The sequence below is a fragment of the Streptococcus sp. FSL R7-0212 genome (genome assembly GCF_038007985.1).
Lineage (GTDB): Bacteria > Bacillota > Bacilli > Lactobacillales > Streptococcaceae > Streptococcus > Streptococcus parauberis.
In genome coordinates, this window is record NZ_JBBOYF010000001.1 from 325,059 (window position 1) to 351,763 (window position 26,705).

Here is a 26,705-nt window from a genome sequence, read left to right on the forward strand (position 1 = left end):
GTACGTGATATAATAAACCAATGAGGTTACCATATGCTATCACTATTTTTACCACTCCTAGAGCGAGTTGGTCTAATTATATTGTTGGCTAATCTATTAATGATTAGCCCTTTTTATAAGAAAATGATGTATGAAAGAGATAAACCGCAGGTTCGCTGGGTTTTGATTATCACTTTCAGCATCTTCGCTATTATTAGTAATTTTACGGGTGTCTTAGTCTCATCTTCTGCTAACAGTGGAATTGGTGGCTTAGTGGCTTTGCCTGCCCATAATTCAATTGCTAATACCAGAACCTTAACAATTGGGATGTCCGGTCTGATTGGAGGTCCTTTTGTTGGGATTTTTGTCGGACTTATCTCAGGTACTGTTCGACTCCTACAAGGAGGTACAGCTCCGTATACCTATTTCATTTCCTCACTTCTTATTGGTCTGTTTTCCGGCTTAGTTGGTCAGGTTTCTCTCAAGAAAAAGACCTATCCAGAAATTTGGCAAGGTAGTTTATGTGGTGCCCTGATGGAAGTAATTCAGATGCTTTGTATCTTTATCTTCCATCCTGATAAAGCACAAGCATTGGCCTTGATTCATACAATCACTTTGCCTATGTTAGTGGTTAATGCCTTAGGAACGGGGATATTCCTCTCGATTATCCTGGGAACACTCAAACAAGAAGAAAGCATGAAAGCCATCCAAACTCATGATGTTTTGGAACTTGCCAACACCACTCTACCTTTTTTTCGTCAAGGTTTGACTTTAGAATCGGCCGAGCAGGCAGCTAAAGTGATTATGAAATACATGCGCGTGTCAGCTGTCAGTATTACCAATCGGCAGTCGATTTTAGCCCATGTTGGATTAGCTAGTGATCATCATATTCCCACAAAAAAAATTATCACTGACCTCTCTAAAGAAGTGATAGAAACTGGGAAAATCCATATTGTCCGCAGTAAGAATGAAATTGGTTGTCATTACCCAGACTGCCCCTTAGCGGCAGCCATTGTTGTACCCTTATATGTAAAAGGTAAAGTGGCAGGGACTTTTAAATTATACTTTTCAGACCCTGATGACTTAACTTACGTTGAAGAACAACTAGCAAATGGTTTAGGAGATATCTTCTCTTCTCAACTGGAACTTGGCCAAATGGCCTTGGAACAAGGTTTACTCAAGGATGCTGAAATCAAGTCCTTACAAGCTCAAGTTAACCCCCATTTCCTCTTTAATGCTATTAATACTATTTCGGCCTTGATGCGGATTGATAGTGAAAAGGCTCGTTATCTGTTGCTTCAATTAGGTCAGTATTTCAGGTCTAATATTACCTCTACACGTAAGAATGTTATTACGGTTGAAGAAGAACTGAATCACTTGAATGCTTATTTAACGATTGAACAAGCCCGCTTTCCAAATCGTTATCAAGTTGATATAAATATGCCAGATTCACTCAAGAAAGCTAGCATTCCTCCATTTATTATTCAAATCTTAGTCGAAAATGCTTTGAAACACGCTTTTCCAGGCCGCAAAGCCAATAATAAAGTTTGGGTAAAATTGACCCAAATGACTGCTAATATCTTGGAACTAGAAGTTAAAGATAATGGTGAAGGGATTGCAAAAGAATTATTAAGTAGGCTTGGTCGTGAGATTGTTCCTTCAAATCGCGGAACAGGTTCAGCACTTGAAAATCTGAATCGACGATTAATCAGTCTTTATGGGACTAGTGCCCACTTACAAATTGACTCAAGTAAAGAGGGAGCATCTTTTAAAGTTCTCATCCCACTAAAACTAATAGAAGAGGAGCAATAATGAAAGTAGCAATAATTGATGATGAGCCTTTGGCGCGGATGGAACTTACTTATCTTTTGGAACAAACCAATGAAGTAGCTAGTATCGTTCAAGGTGAATCGATTGAAGAAGCTTTTCAAATTCTTTTAACTGATCAACCTGACCTTTTGTTTTTAGATATTCATTTGACAGATGAAAGCGGGATTGATTTAGCCAGAAAGTTAACAATGGTGGCCAATCCGCCACTAATTATCTTTGCGACAGCTTATGATAATCATGCTTTAGAGGCTTTCGAAGTTAATGCCTTAGACTATATTTTAAAGCCCTTCGAAGAAGAGCGTGTCCGCAAAGCGATTGCCAAAGCAAAAGATGCCTTAATGGCTAAGGAAATTAAGGTTAATGGAATTAGTCATGAAAAGAACGTGTCTCGTTTGACTATTGAGACGGATGAACGGATTTACCTGGTTGACTTTGAGGATGTCTACTACTGTGAGGTTCAGGGTAAGGAAACGACTATTTACACACGTAAGGGGACTTATACCAGTCATACAACACTTGCTGCTATTGAACGGACTTTGTCGCCTGAGCAATTTATTAAAGTTCATCGGAGTTATATTATCAATCTTGAGGCAATCAAGGAAATACAACCTTGGTTTAATCAAACTTACCAGATAACAATGGCTAATGGTGGGAAAGTCCCGGTTAGTCGTTCTTACATCAAGAGCTTCAAGCAACAAGTTGGACTATAATTTAGCATTTCATAACTGATAAAATGCATTTCATACCAAGAAGAAAGCGTTTTATTCCAAAAAGAACCCAAGGGTTCTTTTTTTATTTATAATAAAACCATAAAACAAGTCGAAAAAATCAATAACATAACTAAAAAGGAGTGACTATCATGAAAAAAACATATACTACTATTTATCAAAGCGTACTTATTGGAACAATAGTATTGATTTCAAAATTAATTGAACATGCTCTTCCTTTTGGTATGCCTGCCTCAGTTATTGGATTGGTCTTAATGTTTTTAGCTTTAAGCTTAAATGTTATCAAGTTAGAACAAGTTGAAAAAGTCGGCGACGGATTAGTCAATAATATTGGTTTATTCTTCGTTCCAGCCGGTGTCTCAGTAATTAATTCTCTCGGCTTATTACAAAAACACTTTCTTTCAGATATTTTCTTAATTTTTGCTTCAACATTAATTTTACTTGTATCAACTGGTTGGATGACACAACTTGTCATGCAACTTGAACCAAGTCATTTCTTTAAATCATCAAAAAAGACTACAGATGCCACTTCAATGGCTAGTCAAAAATCCTACGCTAAATAAGAAGGAGTTCAATCATGTTAGAAATCATTAATTTATTTAAAACTAGCCCGATCTTCGGTGTCTTATTATCAGTTGGAACTTTCTTTTTAGGTCAAATTTTATTTAAAAAATCAAAAGGATTCTTCTTATTTGCACCTTTGTTCGTGGCAATGATTCTAGGAATTGCAACTTTAAAAGCCACTGGCATTACCTTTGAGGAATATAACAAAGGTGGACAAATTATCAGTTTCTTCCTTGAACCAGCAACAATCTGCTTTGCGATTCCACTTTACAAGAAACGCGATGTTTTGAAAAAATACTGGTTACAAATTCTTGGTGGTTTATCTCTAGGTAGTATCGTGGCAGTTTACGGCATTTACTTTATTTCTAGTCTCCTACAATTAGGTAAAGTCGTAACCGCATCAATGCTTCCACAAGCTGCAACAACAGCTATTGCTATGCCAACATCTGTGGCACTTGGTGGTTCAGCAGAGTTAACTTCACTTGCTTGCATTCTAAATGGTGTCATTATCTATGCCCTAGCCAAACCACTTATCAATTTATTTAAGATTGATGACCCAATTGCTCGTGGTTTAGCCCTAGGTACAGCGGGACATGCACTTGGTGTTTCAGCTTCAAAAGACTTTGGTCAAGTTGAAGAATCAATGGGGTCAATTGCATTGGTAGTTGTCGGTGTGATTGTTTCAGTAGTTGTTCCTCTATTAAGTACAGTACTTCTCTAAAAACAAAAAAGAAAGAAAATAGTCTTTCTTTTTTTGTTGTTTTAGTGTAAACTGTTTGATATGAGAATGATTCGACTATCAAAGTATTTTGCAGTATTATTAGTACTTGCAACGCTCATTTCAGTAGGAGCAAGTTTTTATTTTTTCCATGTTGCACAAGTTAGAGAAGATAAGTCATTCATCAATGACGGACCTCGGCCAAAGTTAAATCCCCTTCATCAATCAGAAATAGCTTTTGATAAATTAAAAGTTGAAAAACGTTGGATGACTAATCGTGGGAAGAGACAAGTTGCTTTTTATTTACCGGCTAATCAGAAAACAAATAAGACAGTTATTGTTGTTCATGGGTTTACAACCAATAAAGAAAACATGAAGCCTTATGCCATGCTTTTTCATGATTTAGGCTATAATGTCTTGGTACCAGACAACGAGTCTCATGGTGAAAGTCAAGGCAAATTAATTGGTTTTGGTTGGAATGATCGTAAAAATGTGATTGCTTGGTCCAATATGCTAATTAAAGATAATCAGGAAAGTCAAATTACTCTTTTTGGTCTCTCGATGGGAGCAGCAACAGTCATGATGGCAAGTGGTGAGCAATTACCAACTCAAATTCACCAAATTATTGAAGACTGCGGCTACTCTAGTGTTTGGGATGAGTTGAAATTTCAAGCTAAAGATATGTATGGATTACCCGCTTTTCCAATTCTCTATGAGGTCTCAGCCATATCAAAAGTGAGGGCTGGCTTTACTTATGGAGAAGCAAGTGCTGTGAAACAGTTAGAGAAGAATAAGTTACCTGTTCTCTTTATTCACGGGTCTAAAGATGATTTCGTACCTACTAATATGGTCTATGATTTATACAAGGCAACAAGGGGACCTAAAGAACTCTTAATCATCAATGGGGCTAAACATGCTCAAGCCTATGAAACGGATATGAAAAAATATAAGGAAAGCGTCAGCAATTTTTTGAAAGAAAATCAGTAAAGACAGTTGACACAGAAACTCATAGTTGATATAATAATTAATGTTGCTAATGAGTAGCGGAAATGGCGGAATTGGCAGACGCGCAGGACTAAGGATCCTGTGACCGCTTTAGGTCGTGAGGGTTCAAGTCCCTCTTTCCGCATTATGTAAAGAGCTTTTGTGGCTCTTTTTTTGTGTTTCAAAAGATTTTCAAGAAATGTGAAAAGTATAACATAAAGAAAACGCTTTACATTAGCCAACTAGTGGAAATTTGTTCATAATTATGCTAAAATGTACTTTGTAAACGGGTCAAAAGACTCGAAAAATAAGAGGAGGCCTAACAAATGGCAATCGTTTCAGCAGAAAAATTTGTACAAGCAGCTCGTGAAAACGGCTACGCTGTTGGTGGATTTAACACTAACAACTTAGAATGGACTCAAGCTATCTTGCGTGCAGCAGAAGCTAAAAAAGCTCCAGTTCTTATCCAAACATCAATGGGTGCTGCGAAATACATGGGTGGTTACAAAGTATGTCAATCACTTATTTCTAACCTTGTAGAATCAATGGGGATCACTGTTCCTGTAGCTATTCACCTTGACCACGGTCATTATGAAGACGCTTTGGAATGTATCGAAGTTGGCTACTCTTCAATCATGTTTGACGGTTCACACCTTCCAGTTGAAGAAAACCTTGCTAAAACTAAAGAAGTTGTTGCTTTAGCTCATGCTAAAGGTATTTCTGTAGAAGCTGAAGTTGGTACTATCGGTGGTGAAGAAGATGGTATCATCGGTAAAGGTGAACTTGCTCCAATCGAAGACGCTAAAGCTATGGTTGAAACTGGAATTGATTTCCTTGCTGCTGGTATTGGTAACATCCATGGTCCATACCCTGCAAACTGGGAAGGTCTTGCTCTTGACCACTTAGAAAAATTAGCAGCAGCAGTACCAGGATTCCCAATCGTATTACACGGTGGATCAGGTATTCCTGACGATCAAATTCGTGCAGCTATCAAACTTGGCGTTGCTAAAATCAACGTTAACACTGAAAGCCAAATCGCATTTACTGAAGCTACTCGTGAATTTGCTCGTAACTACGAAGCAAACGAAGCTGAGTACACTGCTAAAAAATTATTTGACCCACGTAAATTCTTGGCTCCAGGTATGAAAGCAGTTCAAGCAGCAGTTGAAGAACGTATCGATGTATTCGGTTCAGCTAATAAAGCATAATAAATTAAAAATTGCATAACAATAAGGTCTATCCGAAAGGATTGATCTTTTTTTAATTTTTGGGTTTCGATTAATATTTCCTAGGCTTCGTGTAAGACGAAGCCTAGGAAATATTAAGGAACAAAAAGTTATCTACCGTCAAAAAAGTTATTTTTAGTGGAAAAGGGCCAGGTGGTGGGGTTTCAACTTGTGCTGATTTAATGATTTTCATTAAGGTATTCTTCGAAGAAGAGTTCATCAATAGTCATCATTGGTCTGAAATAAAAGATAATTACTTTCTACGATGTAATTATACCTCTGTTATGTATGGCGGGGACACATGATGGTTTTAATTGGTAATGATGATAAAGTTAATCGTCCAAAATTTTATGGTAATTCTGGAACATCTGGTACTTTTGCCTTCTATTGTCCTCACCAATTGATGGCGCGTAAAAAGAGCCTCTAACGATTTTATTCACACATAATCCTGCTTTAATAATGGGCGTTTAAAATCCTTCTGGATTGACTTATACCTTTGAGTTTATTAATGAAATTGAAGATAATATTACGGAAGTTACTTATGATGGAACTCAAAAAAACTTATTTAACCTTATTTATGAGCATCTTAATCAACAATGAAATGTTCAGAAAAAAGCCTTGCCAAACCTATGTCCTTATGATAAAATAGTTAAGTATGTGGTGCTAGCACATCCGTAAACATATTCTACGTAGGAGGAAACAAACAAAATGGCTAAAGTATGTTATTTTACAGGTCGTAAAACTGTATCTGGTAACAACCGTTCACACGCTATGAACCAAACTAAACGTACTGTAAAACCAAATCTTCAAAAAGTTACTGTTCTTATTGATGGTAAACCAAAGAAAGTTTGGGTTTCAGCTCGTGCGCTTAAATCTGGCAAAGTAGAACGCGTTTAATAGAGGCTCTTTGTCAACTGTAGTGGGTAGATGAAAAGCTAACACCTAGAGAGGACGAACTTCGTCCTCTCTTTCTTTATGTTCAATGCAATCAAAATCCGTTTTTTAAAGTTTTCAAAGTTCCTGAAACCAAAGGCATTTCTCTTAATGACTTTGATGAGATTATTGGTAGCTTCCAGTTTGGCGTTGGAATAAGGCAATTCCATGGCGTTTACAACCTTGTCTTTATCCTTTAAAAATGTCTTCAATACCGTCTGGAAAATAGGATTAACGATGGCTATTTCCTGTTCGATGAGGTCAAAGAAATGGTCTGAGTTCTTCTCTTGGAAATGAAATAAGAGAAGCTGATAGAGTACATAGTGTTGTCGTAGTTCCTCGGAGAAAGACAGGAGTTTTTCTAGGATTTCCTTGTTAGTCAAATGCATTCGAAACATAGGACGATAAAATCGTTTATCGCTGAGTTTACGGCTATCTTGTTGTATCAATTTCCAGTAACGTTTCAAGGCTCGGTATTCCTGCGATTTTCTGTCGAATTGATTCATAATTTGAATACGGACACGGTTCATAGCACGACTAAGGTGTTGCACGATATGAAAGCGATCGAGTACAATTTTTGCATTCGGAAAAAGTTGTTTAGCAAGTTGATAATAGGGACTAAACATATCCATGGTAATCACTTTGACCCGATTTCTAACCTTTCTAGGATAGCGAAGAAAGTGGTTTCGGATGGTTGCTTGAGTTCTTCCGTCGAGAATGGCGATGACATTTAGGGAGTCGAAATCTTGAGCGATGAAGCTCATTTTCCCCTTCTTGAAGGCATACTCGTCCCAACTCATCACCTCAGGTAGGGTATTCCAATCCGTTTCAAACTTGAACTCATTGAGCTTTCTCATAACTGACGATGTTGAAATTGATAGCCTGTGTGCAATATGTTTCATTGCTTGATTTTCGATGAGTAATTGTGCGATTTTCTGGTTAACAGCGACAGAGATTTGGTGGTTCTTCTTGACAAGAGGAGTTTCAGCGACCGCCATTTTTCCGCAATCTTTACACTTGAAACGACGCTTTCTAAGGCGGATAAGTAAAGGGTAGCCAGCAGTTTCTAAGTAGGGGATTTTAGAAGTTTTCTGGTAGTCGTACTTAGCCATTTGTCCCTTGCATTTTGGGCATTTAGGGGCTGTGTAGTCCAAGTGACCGTGGAGTTCTAAGTGAGTTCCCATATCATATTCATCAGTGATAGTGATATTTTTGTCTTTAATTCTGAGAAAATTTGTGATAAGATTTAGTTGTTCCATATGAGTCTTTCTAAAATGATAGTTTGAGCACTTTTCATTATAGGTCATATGGGACTTTTTGTATATACTCAAAAAGTCTCCATAATCTCTACAGTGGATTTACCCACTACAGAAATTATAGAGCCTTAATAGAAATGAGCCTTAGGGCTTTTTTTCTTGTTCATTTTAGGGGATAAAGGGTCTTTGAAATCCCTTATCACCTACATCTTTTACATTGCTTCCATTTTATGGTAAAATAAACTGGTTTTTTATTTGCAATCAATACATGTAAATGCTATCATTAAGAAAAATATAGGAGAACATTAACATGTCAGAAAAAAATTTCGAAGCAAAATTAGATCAAGTTAAAGGTAGCGTTAAAGAAAGCGCTGGAAAATTAACTGGCGATAAAGAATTAGAGGCTGAAGGTAAAGCTGATAAAGTTATCGGAAAAGGTAAAGAGTTAGTTGATGCTGCTAAAGATGCAGTAAAAGGCGCTATCAATTCTCTAAAAAATAAGTAAGCGAAAACAATTCCCTTAATTGAGAGTTGTTTTTTAATAGTTATAATTTGAAAATTATGATACAGTTATTAAAAAAGTGATTGATTTTCTCTTGTTCCCTCTCTCTCCTAAGAATTGTGGGTCACTTTCCAGCTTTTCTCCCCGATTGCTGGTTTTTTTATGTCCAATATAACGGAAATAGAAAAAGTTGCCGAAAAAGTCCCAAAAACAATGCAAAACTACGTAATTTCACGTAAATTATATATTTTTACTACTAGATAAAAAGCGTATTTCGTGCGCATTCGGTGGATTACGTGACAAAACGGATAATGTTTAGTATAATAAACTGATAAAAACTTTTTGAGGTAGTAAATATGACTGTAAAAATTAATACAAATGATGGTCTCATTGAACTATCCGATGACGTTATTGCAACTGTCGTTGGTGGTTCAGCAACAGAAATCTTTGGCGTTGTTGGTATGGCTAGTAAAAGTGCTCTAAAAGACAATTTTCAATCACTACTTCGCAAAGAAAACTACGCAAAAGGTGTCGTAGTTAAATCAACAGATGCAGGTATTACTGTTGATGTTTATACTGTAATGAGTTACGGTGTAAAAATTAGTGAAGTATCAAAGAATATCCAAGAGCGTGTGAAATTTAACTTAGAAAGTCAATTGGGTCTTTCTGCTGATAAGGTAAATGTCTACGTTACAAATATTAAGGTTGTGGGAGAAAATTAGTGTCTAAAATAACAACAAGCTTATTCCAAGAAATGGTCCAAGCAGCAGCAACTCGTTTAGGAAATCAAGCAGAATATGTCAATTCTTTAAATGTCTTTCCTGTACCAGATGGTGATACAGGTACTAATATGGGCATGACTATGGATAATGGCGCAAAAGAAGTAGCTGATAAACCTGCTTCAACAGTAGGTGAAGTAGGTCAAATTTTGTCTAAGGGTCTACTTATGGGTGCACGTGGTAACTCAGGAGTTATTACATCGCAATTATTCCGTGGTTTTGGTCAAAGTATCAAAGGTAAAGTAGAACTAGATGGTAAAGATTTAGCACTCGCTTTTCAATCTGGTGTTGAAGTTGCCTATAAAGCTGTAATGAAACCCGTAGAAGGAACGATTCTTACTGTTTCTCGTGGTGCAGCCTCTGCCGCATTGAAAAAATCAGAATCAACTGATGATGTTGTTGAAGTCATGGCTTCAGCTTTAAAAGGAGCTAAACGTGCTTTAGCTAAAACACCGGACATGCTTCCTGTTCTTAAAGAAGTTGGTGTTGTTGATTCAGGTGGTCAAGGTTTGGTCTATATTTATGAAGGCTTTATGTCAGCCCTAAATGGTGACTATGTTGCTTCTGAGGACTATGTTGCAACTCCAGCAAACATGTCTGAAATGATTAATACAGAGCATCATAAAGCAGTAATCGGTCATGTTGCCACTGAAGATATCACTTATGGCTACTGTACTGAAATTATGGTTGCTCTTAAACAAGGCCCAACTTATGTAAAAGAATTTAACTATGAAGAATTCCAAGGTTATTTAAGCCAATTGGGTGATTCGTTATTAGTTGTTAACGATGATGAGATTGTTAAAGTCCATGTTCATACAGAAGATCCTGGTTTAGTAATGCAAGAAGGATTGAAGTATGGTGCCCTTGTGAAAATTAAAGTTGATAACATGCGTAGTCAACATGATGCACAGGTTGTCAAAACGGATCAAGAAAGCAAAAAAGCTGAAGCTAAAGAGTTAGCAATTATCTCAGTAGTAGCAGGTGATGGTTTAGCTGACATTTTTAAAGCGCAAGGCGTAGACTATATTATCTCAGGTGGTCAAACTATGAACCCGTCTACTGAGGATATAGTTAAAGCAATTGAAGCTGTAAATGCTAAGCAAGTTATTATCTTACCAAATAACAAAAATATCTTTATGGCTGCTCAATCTGCTGCAGAAGTTGTTGATATACCAGCTGCTGTCGTTGAAACAAAAACTGTTCCTCAAGGCTTTACAAGTCTATTAGCTTTTGACCCTAGTCAATCCTTAGACGAGAATGTAGCAGCTATGACAGCAAGTCTTTCAGAAGTTGTTTCAGGCAGTCTAACTTTAGCAGTTCGTGACACAAGTATTGATGGCTTAGAAATTCATGAAAATGACTTCCTGGGTATGGTTGACGGTAAAATTGTAGTTTCTGTTAATGATATGGAAGAAGCAATGAAAGCTACTTTTGAACATATGATTGATGAAGATAGCGAAATTGTAACTATTTTTGTTGGTGAAGATGGAAAACAAGAGTTAGCTGAGGAACTTGCCAGTTACCTAGAAGATAAGCATGAAGATGTAGAAGTTGAAATCCATCGAGGGGATCAACCAGTATACCCGTACCTGATGAGTGCCGAATAAAAGAAGCAAAAGAGTAAAATATTTATTTTACTCTTTTTTTAAAATATTAAAATAATATGTTGACTTTACTAAAGAAATGATTATAATATGTATCATAACAATAAGTCAATATACTTCTTGTTATGAAATTGTCCAGATATAATCTGGCAGAGGAGGAGATTTTATGTTGTTCACTTTGATATTTACTATTATTTTAGTAATCATTATATTGTCAGTTATTGTTAGTACTCTTTATGTGGTCAAGCAACAAACAGTTGCTATTGTTGAACGGTTTGGGAAGTATCAAAAAACATCAACAAGTGGTATTCATATTCGCTTACCTTTTGGGATTGATAAAATTGCTGCGCGTGTCCAATTACGTCTCCTACAAACAGAAATTATTGTTGAAACTAAGACTAAGGATAACGTGTTCGTTACCTTGAATATTGCAACACAATACCGTGTTAATGAACATAATGTAACTGATGCCTACTATAAATTGATGAAACCTGAAGCACAGATTAAGTCTTATATAGAAGATGCCCTTCGTTCATCAGTTCCCAAATTAACTTTGGATGAATTGTTCGAGAAAAAAGATGAAATTGCCTTAGAAGTTCAACACCAAGTGGCAGAAGAAATGTCAACTTACGGTTATATTATTGTTAAAACGTTGATTACTAAAGTTGAACCAGATGCTGAAGTTAAACAATCAATGAATGAAATCAATGCTGCTCAACGTAAACGTGTTGCAGCACAAGAATTAGCTGAAGCAGATAAAATTAAAATTGTTACAGCAGCCTCTGCAGAGGCTGAAAAAGATCGCTTGCACGGTGTTGGTATTGCCCAACAACGTAAAGCGATTGTTGATGGGCTAGCTGAGTCTATCCAAGAATTAAAAGAAGCAAATATTAGTCTAAATGAAGAACAAATCATGTCAATTCTGTTGACTAACCAATATTTAGACACATTAAATACCTTTGCTGCAAAAGGTAACCAAACCTTGTTCTTACCAAATACTCCAAATGGTGTAGATGATATTCGTACACAAATTTTATCAGCACTTAAAACAAAATAAAAAAAAACAAGTAAGACGGAGGGATTTGTCTTACTTGTTTTTTTGTCTGACTAAATGATCTGCTTATTTTTTACCAGATCGTTTGTGCTCATGAATGATTTTAAGAGCACGTTTTTTAGTTTTAATATTTGGACTTTTTAGCCTACGATATGCAGACGCCAAGTCAGTTTTTTCTGCCATTGAAACCTCCTATAATATAGTTTATTAACGTTAATAGTAATAGTTTAACACAATATACTTAACCAGTAAAGTATATTGTGAAGAAAAAGAGAATCGTAATGATTCTCTTATTTTAAGAAGCGTTGTAAAAACTCTTTTGTTCGGCCTTGTTGAGGATTTTCAAAGATCTGTTCTGGTGTCCCTTCTTCAGCAATGACACCTTTATCCATGAAGATAACACGGTCAGAAACATCTCTGGCAAAATCCATTTCATGTGTTACAATTATCATTGTTAAACCAGATTTTGCTAACTCTTGCATGGTTACTAAAACTTCACCAACCATTTCAGGGTCGAGTGCTGAAGTTGGTTCATCAAATAGCATAGCTTCAGGATCAACAGATAGTGCACGAGCAATCGCAACACGCTGCTTTTGACCACCAGATAACTGCTTTGGTTTTGCTTTCCAGTATTGTTCAGTTAAACCAACAGTGATTAAATTTTCTTTAGCAATTTTTTCAGCTTCACTACGGCTACGTTTTAATACAGTAGTTTGAGCGATAATAGCATTCTCAAGGACATTAAGATTTTCAAAAAGGTTAAATGATTGAAAAACCATTCCCAATTTTTCACGGTAATGCGTAAGATTATAATTATCAGATAGAACATTTTTTCCATGATAGAGTACTTCTCCGTCAGTTGGTTCTTCTAATAGATTGATTGAACGTAATAAAGTAGATTTACCCGAACCAGATGAACCGATGATAGAAATTACTTCACCTTTGTTAACAGTTAGGGAGATATCTTTGAGGACTTCATTGTTACCATAAGATTTCTTTAAATGTTTAATTTCAATAATTGGATCTGACATCTTAGGCCTCCTCTACGTGGATTTGATTAGCAGCTGTCGTATAAGTATCTTCATCAAATCGACGTTCAATATAACGTAAAATACGTGTTACAGTGAATGTTAAGATAAAGTAAATGACTGCGATAACTGAGAATGTTTGGAAGTATTGATAATTTTGTGTAGCAACTGTGTTACCAGAGAAGTAAAGTTCAACTACTGAGATAACATTCAATACAGAAGTATCCTTGATGTTGATGACAAACTCATTCCCTGTGGCTGGTAAGATATTACGCATGACTTGCGGAATGACAATTTTACGCATTGTTTGACCATGTGTGAATCCAAGAGCTGTCGCGGCTTCGAATTGTCCATTATCAACAGATAAGATACCACCACGAACGATTTCGGTCATATAAGCACCAGTATTGATAGAAACGATAAAAATAGCGGCTAGGGTCCGGTCAAGTGATATACCAAATGCTTGAGCCGTACCATAATAGATAACCATTGCTTGTACAATCATTGGCGTACCACGGAAAATTTCAATGTAGATATTCAAGAGGACTGAGAAAATCTTTTGGAGAATAGCTAGTGCTTTATTTTTCGCAATAGGAGCCGTCCGATAGATACCAATTAAAAGTCCAATGATTAGACCAACAACAGTACCAATAGTTGAAATGAGTATAGTTAAACCAGTCCCACGGAGAAATTGTTTCCAATTTTTCTGAGTAATAGCCCACATTTGTTCGAAGAAATTAGGTTTAGCATTGTCAGTTGATTTCTTTTCTTTTGGTTGAAGTGTAACCATTCTATCCATCAAGCCAATACGTTCTTTTTCGTTCATTCCTGCTAAAACAGTATTTACTTCATTAATGCGTGCATCATCTTTACGCATACCAACAGCGATAGCAGCATCTGATTCTGACACGGTAAAGCCATTTCCTTTTTTAAGTGTAATCATTTTAAAGGAAGCGTTAGCGTTTTCGGCGGTCATTGCTTCAGGACGCTCGGAAATGTAGCCATCAATTACGCCTGATGATAAGGCCTGCCTCATTTGTGAAAAGTCTCCCATGGGCGTTTGAGCTTTAACCCCTTTAATTTGAGGGATCAAGTTTACGTGCCAAACCCCTTGTTGGGCAGTGATTTTTGCTCCAGAGAAATCTGATAATGATTTTGCTTTTGCGAATTTACTGTTTGACTTAACCACTAGAACGGGCTCACTTGTATAGTAGCTGTTTGAGAATGAAATTTCTTTTTTACGTTCTTCAGTTGGGCTCATCCCCGCTGCAATCATGTCAATTTTACCAGATGTCAATGCAGGAATTAAACCTGTCCATGATGTCTTAACAACTAGTAATTTTTTATTCATTTGCTTGGCAACTTTTTGTGCAACTTGCACATCATAGCCATTTGCATACTGATTTGTTCCTTCAATTGGAGCAGCACCTTTTGCATTTGTATCTTGTGTCCAGTTGAATGGCGCATAGGCGGCTTCCATTCCGACCCGTAGATATTGGTCTGCCTGTGCACTATTAACTCCTCCTAATAGAAGAAATAAGGTAAACAAGCAACTATATAGTAGCTTTTTCATAAAAAAGACTCCTGTCTTATAAATTGTAATACCCATTATTTTACAGCAAATACCTTTGCTTTTCAATCTAAAAATGTCACATTTTTGGAAAATTATACGTATAATTTAACTTTTTTTGAGTAAAAATAAGGGAGCACCCCTTAGGGTTAAAGCTTATCTTTTATGAGAATATGTGGTAAAATAATTTCAGAAAGCAGGATATAAAGTGAAAAAATTAATTTTTGTTTTTTGTTTCATTGTCTCATTTCTTTCCATTCAAGTTAGTGCAAACGATATTCGCTATCGAATTCCATCATATAAAGGTGAATTAACAATAAATGAGGATAATTCTGCCCAATTTAAAGAAGAAGTAGACTTTATCTTTAGTTCGGAATTTGGAGGACAATATGTCAGTTTAGGAAGTTCAGGAAGAGTTCCTAATGGTTTCATAATTGATAATAACCCCAAAGTAAATGTCTATAAAAATGGTAAACCAGTTCAAGTAAATACACAAATGTTTGAATTGGGTGATGGACTAAAGCTTAAAGTTTATAATCCTGGTCAAGAGACAGATCGGGTAAAAATAATAATCGTTTGGCATTTAAATCAGATTCTATATAAATATGATGACGTTGCTGTTTTAAATTGGATACCAATCTCGGATTGGGACCAACCAATAAAAAAAGCAACTTTCACAGTAAAAACACAAAAAGATAGTAAATTTCATCAATTAAATGTTCATCGCGGATATTTTGATTCAAATACTGTTGAACAAGAAGGAGATGTTTTTAAAACTGTTTCTTATGATGTCAAAAATCAGTTAGAGTTGCATGGTGCATGGGATTCTTCAATTGTTAATGCGCCTGTCATTCATCAAAATTATAAGGATAACTTTCTCAAAATAGAAGATAATATCAGTGCTTACACCAGAAAAGTACAAAATTTCTTCCGCTATCAGTTATTCTTGATTATTTCAGGATTATTAGCACTATCTCTTCTCATCAGATCATTGATTAATCGTTCCTTGTTTCGTTACAAAACGGATAGTGATGCACAATTCTATGGTTTACCTGGAGATATGACTCCTTTAATGGTTGCTGACAGTATTTACAATTTGAATTTAAATAAGTTGAGTCCTCTCAACAGAGAGCGTTTTACAGATGATGTTAGTTTTGAGAATTTACTTCAAGCTACTTTACTAGACTTAGTAGATCGAAAAGTACTTAAGATTAAAGAGGAAGGTGCAAATCCGACAATTAGTATCTCATCAAGAAATAACGTGTCTGATTATGAAGAAAAATTTTTACAGATGGCTTTTGGTACTGAAACTAAATTAAAGATTCAGGATTTGTTTAGCCGTTACCTCTTTGATACAAATATCTCTGAAAAGCTCAAAGGAACATATTCAGGGAAAGAGTTAGAAAATCAGGTAAGAAATAGAGGAAACAGACAGGTTCAATTACTAAAAAATGCCCTAAATGACATAACTGAATCAGTCAAAAAAAGTTCTGGACCCTTAGCTAAAGAGCATTATAGAGATATGTCGACTACAGAATCTTTCTGGTTAGTGATTAGTAAAACAATCTTATTTGTTAGTATTTTTATTTTACTGCTCAGTATTTATTATTTAATGAATTTAACCCAGTACAATTTAGCAATGTTTTATTTGATTGCAATTCTTGTCTTGGTTGTAGTAGCTTACTTTTTCCACAAAAAGGATCGCCATTTTAAACTTCAGGGAATTTTAACTGAAAAAGGAAAGATGGACCGTGAGGTTTGGGATGATTTCAGAAGAATGTTAAAAGATATCAATCGTTTTGATCAAGCTGAAGTTGAAAGTCTAATTGTATGGAATCGGATTTTAGTTTATGCTACTTTGTTTGGCTATGCTGATCAAGTCGAAAAATACATGAACTTACATGATATTAATATTCAAAATACTGAATTAGGTCAACATTATTATACTTTTGCTCCATACAGTTTTGGCGCCATAAATAATATTGGTAGTTCTGGTTTAGCTGCAACGCAAGCAAGCAATTTCAGCGTTTCAAATGGCACAAGTAATGGTGGTGGATTTTCAAGTGGTGGCTTCTCTGGCGGCGGAGGCGGCGGAGGCGGCGGAGCTTTCTAATAAGTGAAACTATTTTAAGCTAATCTTAAGAAAATTTGTTACAATGGATAATAGCAAAAAGGCAAGGAGAAAGCATGTTGTTTGTTGAATTATTAAAAGCCATTTTCTATGGTATTGTAGAAGGTATCACAGAATGGTTACCAATTTCTAGTACAGGTCATTTAATTTTAGTTGAAGAGTTTGTCAAACTAAATCAAAGTGCTGCCTTTATGGAAATGTTTAATGTTGTTATCCAATTGGGAGCAATTTTAGCCGTTATTGTTATATACTTTAATCGCCTTAATCCTTTCCAACCAGGAAAAAGTAAACAAGAAGTTCAGTTAACTTGGCAATTGTGGGCAAAAGTAATAGTTGCTATTTTGCCAGTTGTGATTATTGGTTTGCCTTTTGATAATTGGTTTAATGCTCATTTTTATAATTTTATTACTGTAGCTTTAATGTTAATTGTTTATGGGGTAGCCTTTATTTGGGTTGAAAAACAACATAAAAATGTTGAACCTGAAGTAACAAGTTTGGCTAAAATGTCATATAAAACAGCACTCTTCATTGGCCTCTTTCAAGTCTTGAGTATAATCCCAGGAACAAGTCGATCAGGGGCAACTATTCTTGGTGGTATAATAATGGGGACGAGTCGTACTGTTGCCACAGAATTTACCTTTTTCTTAGGAATCCCGGTAATGTTTGGTGCTAGTTTATTAAAAGTCTTGAAGTTTTTCTTAAAAGGGAATGTCCTTGGATTCGGTTCAATTTTAATCCTTTTAGTTGCTAGTCTAACAGCTTTTCTAGTCAGTCTCCTTGCTATTAAATTTTTGACTGACTATGTTAAGAAACATGACTTTACAGCCTTTGGAAAATACCGAATTGGTTTAGGTATCATACTAGTTATTTATTTTATTTTTACATTAATTTTTTAATTAAGACCAGTTAAGCTGGTCTTTTCTTTTATTTGGGATGAAAAATTGCTTAATAGTACCATTTCTAGTATAATAGAATGACTACGCGTGCGAGGTATATACTATGGAAATGAAACAAATCAGCGAAACAACGCTAAAAATAACGATCAGCATGGATGATTTAGAAGAAAGAGGTATGGAATTAAAAGATTTCTTGATTCCACAAGAAAAGACCGAAGAATTTTTCTATTCAGTTATGGATGAACTTGATTTACCAGAAAACTTTAAAGATAGTGGTATGCTTAGTTTCAGAGTGACACCTCGAAAAGACCGATTAGATGTCTTTGTTACAAAATCAGAATTAAGTAAAGACATCAATTTTGAAGATTTAGCTGAACTAGGTGATATTTCACAAATGACGCCTGAAGATTTTTTCAAAACGATTGAAAAAAACATGATGGAAAAAGGTGATGTCGATGCTCACCAAAAATTAGAGAAAATTGAAGAAATGCTTGAGGATGCCTCTGCTCAGGCGCAGGAGCAAGCAAAAGTTGCTGAACAAGAAGAGTATGAAGCAGAAGTTCTTGATTATGTTCACTTCGTATTGAGTTTTGCTTCTATTGAAGATGCAATTAATTTTTCAAAAACAATTGATTTCCCAATTGAAGCATCTGAGTTATATAAGGAAAGCAAAAGTTATCACATGACTATTTTATTAGATGTTCAAAATCAACCTTCATATTATGCAAATGTTAGCTATGCACGTTTAATTGAACATGCTAATCCTGGGATTAGGACCAGAGCTTATTTACAAGAGCATGGCATTCAATTAATTGAAGATAATGCTGTTGAAGAATTGAAAAAAATTGAGATGGTGTAATGTTGTATGTTTCCTTTTACTTTTAATCATATACTTGTCCTGATTGGTGCCCTATTAATATCTTTACTTATTACTCCAATTTTCCGCTTAGTAGCTTTCAAAATTGGGACAGTCGACAATCCTAATGCTAGGCGAATCAATAAAATTCCAATGCCTAGTGGGGGTGGAATTGCAATCTTTATTTCATTTATGATTGTAACTTTGGTGTTTATGCCTAAGGTTACACCGGATTTATCCAAAGAGCAAATAAGTTATTTTAGTTATATTTTTCCAGTCGTCATGGGGTCCTTGATGGTTACAGTGACTGGCTTTATTGATGATTTATTTGAAATTGCACCCCGAGTAAAAATGCTTGGTATAATTTTTGGTGCATCAATTATTTGGGCTTTTACAACCTTTCGATTCGATTCTTTTAAGATTCCATTTGGTGGCCCACTTTTAGAATTTGGTCCCATTGTAACTTATATCCTTACTGTTCTATGGATTGCATCAATTACTAATGCTATCAATTTAATTGATGGTTTGGATGGTTTGGTTTCTGGTGTGTCGATAATTAGTTTGTTGACAATGGCTGTTGTGTCATTTTTCTTCTTACCACAAGCAGATTTTTATTTGACCTTAACCATTCTTATATTAGTTGCTGCAATTGTGGGCTTTTTCCCTTACAATTACTATCCCGCAATTATTTATTTAGGGGACACAGGAGCCTTATTCATCGGCTTTATGATTGGTGTTCTATCTTTGCAAGGATTAAAGAATGCTACAGCTGTCGTAGTGGTGACACCAGTTATAATCCTTGGTGTACCAATTATGGATACTGCGGTAGCGATTATCCGAAGAAGTCTATCGGGCAAGAAATTCTACGAGCCGGATAAAATGCATTTGCACCACCGTCTTTTGTCGATGGGTTTCACCCATCGCGGAGCAGTCTTGGTTGTTTATGCTATAGCCATGTTGTTTTCACTGGTTTCTTTGCTACTCAATGTCTCTAGTAGAATTGGTGGGGTTCTGTTAATGTTTGGTCTTTTGTTTGGACTGGAAGTTTTAATTGAAGGACTAGAAATTTGGGGTGAGAAAAGGACACCACTTTTTGATCTCTTAAAATTCATTGGGAACAGTGACTATCGACAAAAGGTATTGGAAAAACGAAAAGAAAAACACTGATTTTATAATCTATTGAAAAGCCTTTCAAGGCTTTTTTTGCTATAATAAAAGTATTGGTTTAAAAATGATTAGAATCCTTAAATTTTTAGAAAAAAGGATTACTATAGAATATATGAGGTAAATAATGTCTACTCTAGAAATTAAAAACTTGCACGTCTCAATTGAAGACAAAGAGATTCTTAAAGGTGTGAATTTGACATTAAAAACAGGTGAAATTGCGGCAATTATGGGTCCAAATGGTACTGGTAAATCAACTTTATCGGCAGCCATTATGGGTAATCCGAATTATGAGGTTACTGAAGGACAAATTCTCTTAGATGGTCAAGATATCTTAGAACTTGAAGTAGATGAAAGAGCCCGTCTAGGACTATTTCTAGCTATGCAATACCCATCTGAAATTCCAGGTATTACTAATGCTGAATTTATTCGTGCAGCAATGAATGCTGGTAAAGCAGATGAGGATAAAATTTCAGTCAGAAACTTTATTACTAAGTTAGACCAAAAAATGGAATTACTTGGAATGAAAGAAGAAATGGCTGAACGTTACCTCAACGAAGGTTTCTCAGGTGGTGAAAAAAAACGTAATGAGATTTTACAATTGTTGATGTTAGAACCTAGGTTTGCCTTATTAGATGAAATTGACTCTGGTCTTGATATTGATGCATTGAAAGTTGTTTCCAAAGGGGTTAATGAAATGCGAGGAAACAACTTTGGCGCAATGATTATTACTCATTACCAACGCCTTTTGAATTACATTACTCCTGATCGTGTTCACGTGATGATGGAAGGTCGCATTGTCCTATCAGGCGGAGCAGAATTAGCAGAGCGTCTTGAAAAAGAAGGTTATATGACAATCGCTCAAGAACTTGGAATTGAATATAAAGAAGAAATTTAATGATGTTTTTTGATTTGTGAGTGATTAGTGACATACTAAAACGAACAAGATTTAAGACAAGAAAAACAAAAGAAAAGGAAACATCATTATGACAATAGAAACAATTAAAGCATTTTCACAGTCAAAAGCTGAGCCTAATTGGTTACAAGAGCTACGTCTAGCAGCTTTTGATAAAATTGAAGAATTACCTTTGCCTTCTATTGAAAGGGTAAAATTTCACAGATGGAATTTTGGGGATGGTACTATTTCTGAAAGTACAGAAATAGCTGCAGTACCAGATTTTATGGCAATTGGAGACAATCCTAAATTGGTTCAAGTTGGGACACAAACGGTTGTTGAACAAGTACCCTATGAATTAGTTGAAAAAGGCCTTATTTTTACTGATTTTTATTCGGCTTTGGAAGAAATTCCAGAGGTAATAGAAAAACATTTTGGATCAGCTGTTCAGTTTGACCAAGATAAATTATCTGCCTACCACACAGCATACTTTAATAGTGCGGCTGTCCTTTATGTTCCAGATTTTATGGAAATTGCGGAGCCAATCGAAGGTGTATTCTTACAGGATAGCGATAGCGATGTGCCACTTAACAAGCATATCTTGATTATTGCAGGGAAAGAAAGTAAGTTTTCTTACCTGGAACAATTGGAAAGCATTGGTGGACAGACTGCTAAAGCGACAGCTAATATTACCGTCGAAGTCATCGCCCAAGCAGGCAGCCAAGTTAAGTTCTCAGCAATCGACAAACTAGGTGCAAATGTCACAACTTACATTAGTCGACGAGGAAAATTAGAGTCCAACGCTACAATCAATTGGTCACTAAGTATCATGAATGACGGGAATGTTATTGCGGATTTTGATAGTGATTTGTTAGGTGAAGGCAGTCACGCTGACTTGAAAGTAGTTGCTGTCTCTGCAGGTCGTCAAGTTCAAGGGATTGATACCCGTGTGACTAACTATGGTCGAAATTCTGTGGGGCACATTTTACAACATGGAGTTATTTTAGACCGTGGGACATTAACTTTTAATGGGATTGGCCATATTATTAAGGGTGCAAAAGGGGCTGATGCCCAACAAGAAAGTCGTGTCCTTATGCTTTCAGATAAGGCAAGAAGTGACGCTAATCCAATTTTGCTAATTGATGAGAATGAAGTTACTGCAGGACATGCAGCGTCTATTGGGCAAGTGGATCCAGAGGATATGTATTACCTAATGAGTCGCGGACTTGATAAGGATACGGCTGAGAAATTGGTTATCCGTGGCTTCTTGGGGACTGTTATCACAGAAATCCCGGTCAAAGAAGTACGAGACCGTATTATCAAAGTATTAGATGAAAAATTACAAACTAACTAACCATGTCAGAGAAAAGGAGTTTTAATGTTTGACCCAGTTGAAATAAAAAAAGATTTTCCAATCTTAAATCAGGTCGTTAATGATGAAGCCCTTGTATATCTTGACAATGCTGCAACAACCCAAAAGCCACAACAAGTTTTAGACAAATTGCAGGCTTACTATCTTGAAGATAATGCTAATGTCCATCGTGGTGTGCATACCCTTGCCGAACGAGCAACACGTTCATATGAAGCTAGTCGTGAAAAAGTGACTTGCTTTATTAATGCCAACTCAAGCAAAGAAGTTCTCTTTACGAGAGGCACAACAACTAGTCTAAACTGGGTTGCACAGTTTGCAAAATCGATTTTACAGCCTGAGGATCAGGTGCTTATTTCTGTCATGGAGCACCATTCAAACATCATTCCTTGGCAGCAAGCCTGTCAGGCAACTGGTGCAGAACTAGTTTATGTCTATTTAAAAGATGGTCAACTAGATATGGATGACCTAAAAAGTAATTTGACTGAGAGGACTAAATTTGTCTCTTTAGCACATGCGTCAAATATTCTTGGAACGGTTAATCCTATAAAAGAAATTGCCCAATTAGTCCACCAGGTCGATGCATTTTTAGTAGTCGATGGCGCACAATCTGTGCCACACATGGCAATTGATGTCCAAGATTTGGATTGTGATTTCTTTGCCTTTTCAGGACATAAGATGCTTGGACCAACGGGGATAGGTGTTCTTTACGGAAAAGAAGTTCTTTTAAACCAAATGGAACCAGTTGAGTTTGGGGGAGAGATGATTGATTTTGTCTTAGAGCAAGATGCTTCCTGGAAAGAATTACCCTGGAAATTTGAAGCCGGCACACCAAATATAGCAGGTGCTATTGGCCTTAGTGCAGCAATTGATTACCTGGAACATTTAGGCATGGACCAGATTGAAAAACATGAAGCAGAGCTTGTTGCCTATATCATGCCAAAACTTTCTGCTATTGAGGGTTTAACCATTTACGGTCCAGCCAATCCAGCAGACCACACGGGAGTAATTGCCTTTAATATTGATGGCTTACACCCTCATGATGTCGCAACAGCTTTGGATTATGAAGGCATTGCAGTTAGGGCTGGACATCATTGTGCACAGCCACTTTTGAGACACCTCCAAGTGTCTTCAACAGCTCGGGCAAGTTTTTATATCTATAATACAAAAGAGGATTGTGACAAGTTAGTTGAAGCAATCATTAAAACAAAGGAGTTCTTTAATGGCACTCTCTAAACTAAATAGTTTATATATGGCAGTCGTTGCTGATCACTCAAAAAGTCCACATCACCGAGGAATATTGGAAGGTGTTGAAGCTGTTTTACTAAATAACCCAACCTGTGGTGATGTGATTAGTTTAACTGTCGATTTCGATGGTGAAATAATTAAGAATATTGCCTTCGCAGGGGATGGCTGTACTATTTCAACAGCGTCATCAAGTATGATGACGGATGCCGTGATTGGCAAGACTAAGGACCAAGCCTTGGAGTTAGCTCAGCTATTCTCCGAAATGGTCCAAGGAAAAGAAAATCCTAAGCAAGAATTGCTGGGAGAGGCTGAATTGTTAGCAGGTGTTGCAAAATTTCCGCAACGCATTAAATGCTCAACTTTGGCATGGCATGCACTTGAAAAAGCGATTGAGCGTAGTCGCCAAAATTAGAAGCCGCAATTAGAAAAAGGAAAGTATATATGTCTGAAATCAATGAAAAAATAGAACCCAAACCTATTGATTTGGGAGACTATCAATTTGGCTTTCACGATGACTTCGAGCCGATTTATTCTACCGGAAAAGGTTTGAGTGAGGCAGTAGTTAGAGAATTATCGAAAGCTAAAGATGAACCTGAGTGGATGTTAGATTTTCGTCTCAAATCTTTAGAGACTTTTAATAAAATGCCCATGCAAACTTGGGGAGCTGATTTATCTGATATTAACTTTGATGATATTATTTATTACCAAAAAGCATCAGACAAACCGGCTAGATCTTGGGATGATGTTCCAGAAAAAATCAAAGATACCTTTGAAAAAATTGGGATCCCGCAGGCTGAACGCGCTTATTTAGCAGGAGCATCAGCCCAGTATGAATCTGAAGTTGTTTATCATAATATGAAAGATGAGTATGACAAACTAGGTATTGTCTTTACAGATACTGACACAGCCTTAAAAGAATACCCAGATCTTTTTAAACAATACTTTGCAAAATTAGTACCACCAACTGATAATAAATTAGCTGCTCTAAATTCAGCAGTGTGGTCAGGAGGGACATTCATCTATGTACCAAAAGGTGTAAAAGTTGATATTCCACTCCAAACTTATTTCCGAATTAATAATGAAAATACAGGTCAGTTTGAACGAACTTTAATTATTGTTGATGAAGGAGCAAGTGTTCATTACGTTGAAGGCTGTACAGCACCAACCTATTCAAGTAATAGCTTGCATGCTGCCATTGTTGAGATTTACGCTCTTGATGGCGCCTATATGCGTTACACAACCATTCAAAACTGGTCTGATAATGTTTACAACTTAGTTACAAAACGAGCTAAAGCGCAAAAAGATGCGACAGTAGAATGGATCGATGGAAACCTTGGTGCAAAAACAACCATGAAATATCCATCAGTTTATCTCGATGGACCTGGTGCGCGTGGAACCATGTTGTCAATAGCTTTTGCTAACGCAGGACAACACCAAGACACCGGTGCAAAAATGATACATAATGCACCACACACTTCGTCTTCAATTGTTTCTAAGTCAATCGCCAAAGGCGGAGGCAAAGTTGACTACAGAGGACAAGTTACCTTTAATAAAAATTCTAAGAAATCAGTTTCCCATATTGAATGTGATACGATTTTAATGGATGATTTATCAAAATCAGATACCATCCCATTTAATGAAATTCATAATTCGCAAGTAGCTCTAGAACATGAAGCCAAAGTCTCAAAAATCTCAGAAGAACAACTTTATTACCTAATGAGCCGAGGCTTATCTGAAAACGAAGCAACCGAAATGATTGTCATGGGCTTCGTCGAACCATTCACTAAAGAACTACCAATGGAATACGCAGTCGAACTGAATAGATTGATATCGTATGAAATGGAGGGTTCAGTTGGTTAAAACGACTAGAGTAAAATAGCCGATAGCTATTTTACACAATCGTTTATCAACTGAAGTTGTGGATAAGGAAAATGCAGTTTTGTACATTCTTAAGGCAGATAAATCTAAAATGGAGTAGCTTTTTGGCTACTCCATTTTAGATTTTAATCGTTGCTTGTAGAAATTGATGTTTGTCTCGTTTTTGCTACTAGCTTCACTATGTTTAAACCTGACTATAATTTTTTAGCCAAGAGTATACATTATGACTTTGTCACTTTTACCTGTTTTTATACAGTCTAATTTTGTTTTTTCGCAATGGTTTTTTTTTGTCTTATTTATAAATTGCTATGAGACTGGTGATTAAAACAGATATAATAAAAAGACTTAAACAAAGAAAAACAAAATGATGGTGTCGGTCTACAAATTTTTCGAATTTATCATAAAATGTTTTTGGTTCATTCTTGTTTTTATAATGCCGGCTATGATTCTCATTAGTTTTATGGGTATCTGCAAGGATAATATTTGGATGATTATTTTGATGCAATGCATCATCGGTAAACCCATATTCAGTAATAGCATTAATAAATGGGTGTCTATGAAACTCTCCTTCTTGATCTGACCAATCACCGACACCCATGACAATCGAAATGAGTCGCGTATCATCTCTTTTTGCAGTAATAACAGCATTAAAAGCAGCGCTAGGGCTAGATCCTGTTTTTAAGCCATCCACACCTTTTATTCCGAATTTATCTCCAGGAAGGGAGTAGTTGTAGGAATGGAATTCTTCTTCGTAAGGTGTCCGATCCATAGTTTTGACTGAAGACTTACACGTAAATTCCAGAATTTCGGGGTAATTTTTTAAAAAATGATAACACAGAATGGCTAGATCACGAGCAGACGTTTTATTAGGTTGGTTGCTATCATAACCTTCCGGGGAATAGTGACCTTCAAAGGCGCTGGCTACAGCTCCGCTAGCGTTTGTAAAAAAGGTGTTTTTCATGCCTAGTTTCTGAGCTGTCGCGTTAATCCGATTGATAAATGCACCGGCATCATTATCAGACATATAATTAGCTAACATTAGAGTAGCAGCATTAGAAGAAGGAACGGCAGTCATGGTTATCAGGTCCCTAATCGGATAGTCGACCCCGGCAACAATTTTATTATTGCTAATGGCATAAATCTGACTAATATCCTGATCGGTCTGGCTACCTCTTATATGATCAGAAAGAGAAAGTTTACCAGCTTTAATATCTTCAAATAGAAGATAAAGGGTGAAAAGTTTACTCATGCTTGCTGGATCACGACTAGCATCAATATTATCTTGCCAAATAATGTCCCCATTCTTTGCATTAACAACAATAGAAGAAACAGGTTTGTCGGCTGGTTTAACTGAATAACCATAACGTCGCGTCAGAGATAAGATATCATCTTGTTCTTCTCCCTTAACAGAAAATAATGGAATGAGAGCAACGAAAAAACACAATAACAACATTATTTTTTTAATCAAACGACAACTCCTTATCATAAATGATAGGATAATTATATCATTAGA

The 26,705-nt window shown here is 36.2% G+C and carries 26 protein-coding genes and 1 tRNA gene; 22 read left to right on the forward strand and 5 right to left on the reverse strand.

Annotated features, from left to right (window positions below):
• Positions 1 to 33 precede the first annotated feature (33 nt).
• From MKY69_RS01785 to rpmB, 9 genes are all read left to right on the forward strand, one after another.
• Complete coding sequence (locus MKY69_RS01785; protein ID WP_062806383.1) at positions 34 to 1,791, forward strand: sensor histidine kinase; 1,758 nt, start codon at positions 34 to 36, stop codon at positions 1,789 to 1,791.
• Positions 1,791 to 2,519, forward strand: a complete 729-nt coding sequence (locus MKY69_RS01790) for a LytR/AlgR family response regulator transcription factor (protein WP_003102614.1) — start codon at positions 1,791 to 1,793, stop codon at positions 2,517 to 2,519. The genes MKY69_RS01785 and MKY69_RS01790 overlap by 1 nt, the downstream gene beginning before the upstream one ends.
• A 149-nt stretch (positions 2,520 to 2,668) precedes the next feature.
• Entirely contained in the window at positions 2,669 to 3,100 is a 432-nt protein-coding gene (gene lrgA / locus MKY69_RS01795; protein ID WP_340790861.1) for an antiholin-like murein hydrolase modulator LrgA, read from the forward strand.
• Positions 3,101 to 3,114: 14 nt separating this feature from the next.
• Positions 3,115 to 3,822, forward strand: a complete 708-nt coding sequence (gene lrgB, locus MKY69_RS01800) for an antiholin-like protein LrgB (protein WP_003102753.1) — start codon at positions 3,115 to 3,117, stop codon at positions 3,820 to 3,822.
• Between the two features lie 60 nt (positions 3,823 to 3,882).
• Positions 3,883 to 4,806 (forward strand): alpha/beta hydrolase, encoded by a 924-nt coding sequence (locus tag MKY69_RS01805; RefSeq protein WP_340790863.1) that lies wholly within the window; start codon positions 3,883 to 3,885, stop codon positions 4,804 to 4,806.
• Between the two features lie 56 nt (positions 4,807 to 4,862).
• A tRNA-Leu gene (locus MKY69_RS01810) sits at positions 4,863 to 4,948 on the forward strand.
• Between the two features lie 181 nt (positions 4,949 to 5,129).
• Entirely contained in the window at positions 5,130 to 6,011 is an 882-nt protein-coding gene (locus tag MKY69_RS01815; RefSeq protein ID WP_003104481.1) for a class II fructose-bisphosphate aldolase, read from the forward strand.
• 319 nt (positions 6,012 to 6,330) lie between these two features.
• Complete coding sequence (locus MKY69_RS01820; protein WP_003102783.1) at positions 6,331 to 6,456, forward strand: hypothetical protein; 126 nt, start codon at positions 6,331 to 6,333, stop codon at positions 6,454 to 6,456.
• Between the two features lie 281 nt (positions 6,457 to 6,737).
• Positions 6,738 to 6,926: a 50S ribosomal protein L28 gene (gene rpmB, locus MKY69_RS01825; RefSeq protein ID WP_001140949.1), complete on the forward strand. Its 189-nt coding sequence runs from the start codon at positions 6,738 to 6,740 to the stop codon at positions 6,924 to 6,926.
• Positions 6,927 to 6,964: 38 nt separating this feature from the next.
• Here the strand turns inward: rpmB and MKY69_RS01830 are convergent, their stop codons facing one another.
• Positions 6,965 to 8,221, reverse strand: a complete 1,257-nt coding sequence (locus MKY69_RS01830) for an ISL3 family transposase (RefSeq protein WP_017768237.1) — start codon at positions 8,219 to 8,221, stop codon at positions 6,965 to 6,967.
• Positions 8,222 to 8,528: 307 nt separating this feature from the next.
• On the opposite strand from MKY69_RS01830, the gene MKY69_RS01835 reads away from it, so the two are divergent.
• The 4 genes from MKY69_RS01835 to MKY69_RS01850 all read left to right on the forward strand — a co-directional run bounded on the left by MKY69_RS01835 (position 8,529) and on the right by MKY69_RS01850 (position 12,160).
• Positions 8,529 to 8,723, forward strand: a complete 195-nt coding sequence (locus tag MKY69_RS01835) for a CsbD family protein (protein WP_311981618.1) — start codon at positions 8,529 to 8,531, stop codon at positions 8,721 to 8,723.
• 353 nt (positions 8,724 to 9,076) lie between these two features.
• A complete protein-coding gene (locus MKY69_RS01840; protein WP_003103618.1) occupies positions 9,077 to 9,442 on the forward strand; it encodes an Asp23/Gls24 family envelope stress response protein in 366 nt (121 codons plus the stop codon).
• A complete protein-coding gene (locus tag MKY69_RS01845; protein ID WP_003108575.1) occupies positions 9,442 to 11,106 on the forward strand; it encodes a DAK2 domain-containing protein in 1,665 nt (554 codons plus the stop codon). Before MKY69_RS01840 ends, MKY69_RS01845 begins: the two co-directional genes overlap by 1 nt.
• A 163-nt stretch (positions 11,107 to 11,269) precedes the next feature.
• On the forward strand, positions 11,270 to 12,160 hold the full coding sequence (locus MKY69_RS01850; protein ID WP_003108574.1) for an SPFH domain-containing protein: 891 nt from the start codon (positions 11,270 to 11,272) through the stop codon (positions 12,158 to 12,160).
• Positions 12,161 to 12,223: 63 nt separating this feature from the next.
• Here MKY69_RS01850 and MKY69_RS01855 read toward each other — a convergent pair whose 3' ends face one another.
• The 3 genes from MKY69_RS01855 to MKY69_RS01865 all read right to left on the reverse strand — a co-directional run bounded on the left by MKY69_RS01855 (position 12,224) and on the right by MKY69_RS01865 (position 14,758).
• Positions 12,224 to 12,340, reverse strand: coding sequence for a putative metal homeostasis protein (locus MKY69_RS01855; RefSeq protein ID WP_003105912.1), 117 nt, complete (start codon positions 12,338 to 12,340; stop codon positions 12,224 to 12,226).
• 107 nt (positions 12,341 to 12,447) lie between these two features.
• Positions 12,448 to 13,188, reverse strand: a complete 741-nt coding sequence (locus MKY69_RS01860) for an amino acid ABC transporter ATP-binding protein (RefSeq protein ID WP_340790884.1) — start codon at positions 13,186 to 13,188, stop codon at positions 12,448 to 12,450.
• A 1-nt stretch (position 13,189) separates the two neighbouring features.
• Positions 13,190 to 14,758 carry an ABC transporter substrate-binding protein/permease gene (locus MKY69_RS01865; protein ID WP_004234187.1) on the reverse strand — a complete coding sequence of 523 codons (1,569 nt, stop codon included), beginning with the start codon at positions 14,756 to 14,758 and terminating at the stop codon, positions 13,190 to 13,192.
• Between the two features lie 205 nt (positions 14,759 to 14,963).
• On the opposite strand from MKY69_RS01865, the gene MKY69_RS01870 reads away from it, so the two are divergent.
• The 9 genes from MKY69_RS01870 (at position 14,964) to sufB (ending at position 25,174) form a co-directional block, all read left to right on the forward strand.
• Positions 14,964 to 16,868 (forward strand): DUF2207 domain-containing protein, encoded by a 1,905-nt coding sequence (locus MKY69_RS01870; protein WP_004234186.1) that lies wholly within the window; start codon positions 14,964 to 14,966, stop codon positions 16,866 to 16,868.
• 74 nt (positions 16,869 to 16,942) lie between these two features.
• The gene (locus tag MKY69_RS01875; protein WP_003108565.1) at positions 16,943 to 17,782 is read left to right on the forward strand and encodes an undecaprenyl-diphosphate phosphatase; all 840 of its coding nucleotides are present in this window, start codon (positions 16,943 to 16,945) and stop codon (positions 17,780 to 17,782) included.
• 103 nt (positions 17,783 to 17,885) lie between these two features.
• Positions 17,886 to 18,641 carry an adaptor protein MecA gene (mecA, locus tag MKY69_RS01880; RefSeq protein WP_004234185.1) on the forward strand — a complete coding sequence of 252 codons (756 nt, stop codon included), beginning with the start codon at positions 17,886 to 17,888 and terminating at the stop codon, positions 18,639 to 18,641.
• Between the two features lie 6 nt (positions 18,642 to 18,647).
• On the forward strand, positions 18,648 to 19,805 hold the full coding sequence (locus MKY69_RS01885) for a glycosyltransferase family 4 protein (RefSeq protein WP_062806387.1): 1,158 nt from the start codon (positions 18,648 to 18,650) through the stop codon (positions 19,803 to 19,805).
• Between the two features lie 124 nt (positions 19,806 to 19,929).
• The gene (gene sufC, locus MKY69_RS01890; RefSeq protein WP_004234182.1) at positions 19,930 to 20,700 is read left to right on the forward strand and encodes a Fe-S cluster assembly ATPase SufC; all 771 of its coding nucleotides are present in this window, start codon (positions 19,930 to 19,932) and stop codon (positions 20,698 to 20,700) included.
• A gap of 88 nt (positions 20,701 to 20,788) precedes the next feature.
• Positions 20,789 to 22,051 (forward strand): Fe-S cluster assembly protein SufD, encoded by a 1,263-nt coding sequence (gene sufD / locus MKY69_RS01895; protein ID WP_340790886.1) that lies wholly within the window; start codon positions 20,789 to 20,791, stop codon positions 22,049 to 22,051.
• Positions 22,052 to 22,075: 24 nt separating this feature from the next.
• The gene (locus tag MKY69_RS01900) at positions 22,076 to 23,302 is read left to right on the forward strand and encodes a cysteine desulfurase (RefSeq protein ID WP_311981616.1); all 1,227 of its coding nucleotides are present in this window, start codon (positions 22,076 to 22,078) and stop codon (positions 23,300 to 23,302) included.
• Entirely contained in the window at positions 23,289 to 23,726 is a 438-nt protein-coding gene (gene sufU, locus MKY69_RS01905; RefSeq protein WP_003105140.1) for a Fe-S cluster assembly sulfur transfer protein SufU, read from the forward strand. Before MKY69_RS01900 ends, sufU begins: the two co-directional genes overlap by 14 nt.
• 29 nt (positions 23,727 to 23,755) lie before the next feature.
• Positions 23,756 to 25,174 carry a Fe-S cluster assembly protein SufB gene (sufB, locus tag MKY69_RS01910; protein ID WP_003104098.1) on the forward strand — a complete coding sequence of 473 codons (1,419 nt, stop codon included), beginning with the start codon at positions 23,756 to 23,758 and terminating at the stop codon, positions 25,172 to 25,174.
• Between the two features lie 310 nt (positions 25,175 to 25,484).
• Here sufB and MKY69_RS01915 read toward each other — a convergent pair whose 3' ends face one another.
• Positions 25,485 to 26,645 (reverse strand): D-alanyl-D-alanine carboxypeptidase family protein, encoded by a 1,161-nt coding sequence (locus tag MKY69_RS01915; RefSeq protein WP_340790887.1) that lies wholly within the window; start codon positions 26,643 to 26,645, stop codon positions 25,485 to 25,487.
• Positions 26,646 to 26,705 lie beyond the last annotated feature (60 nt).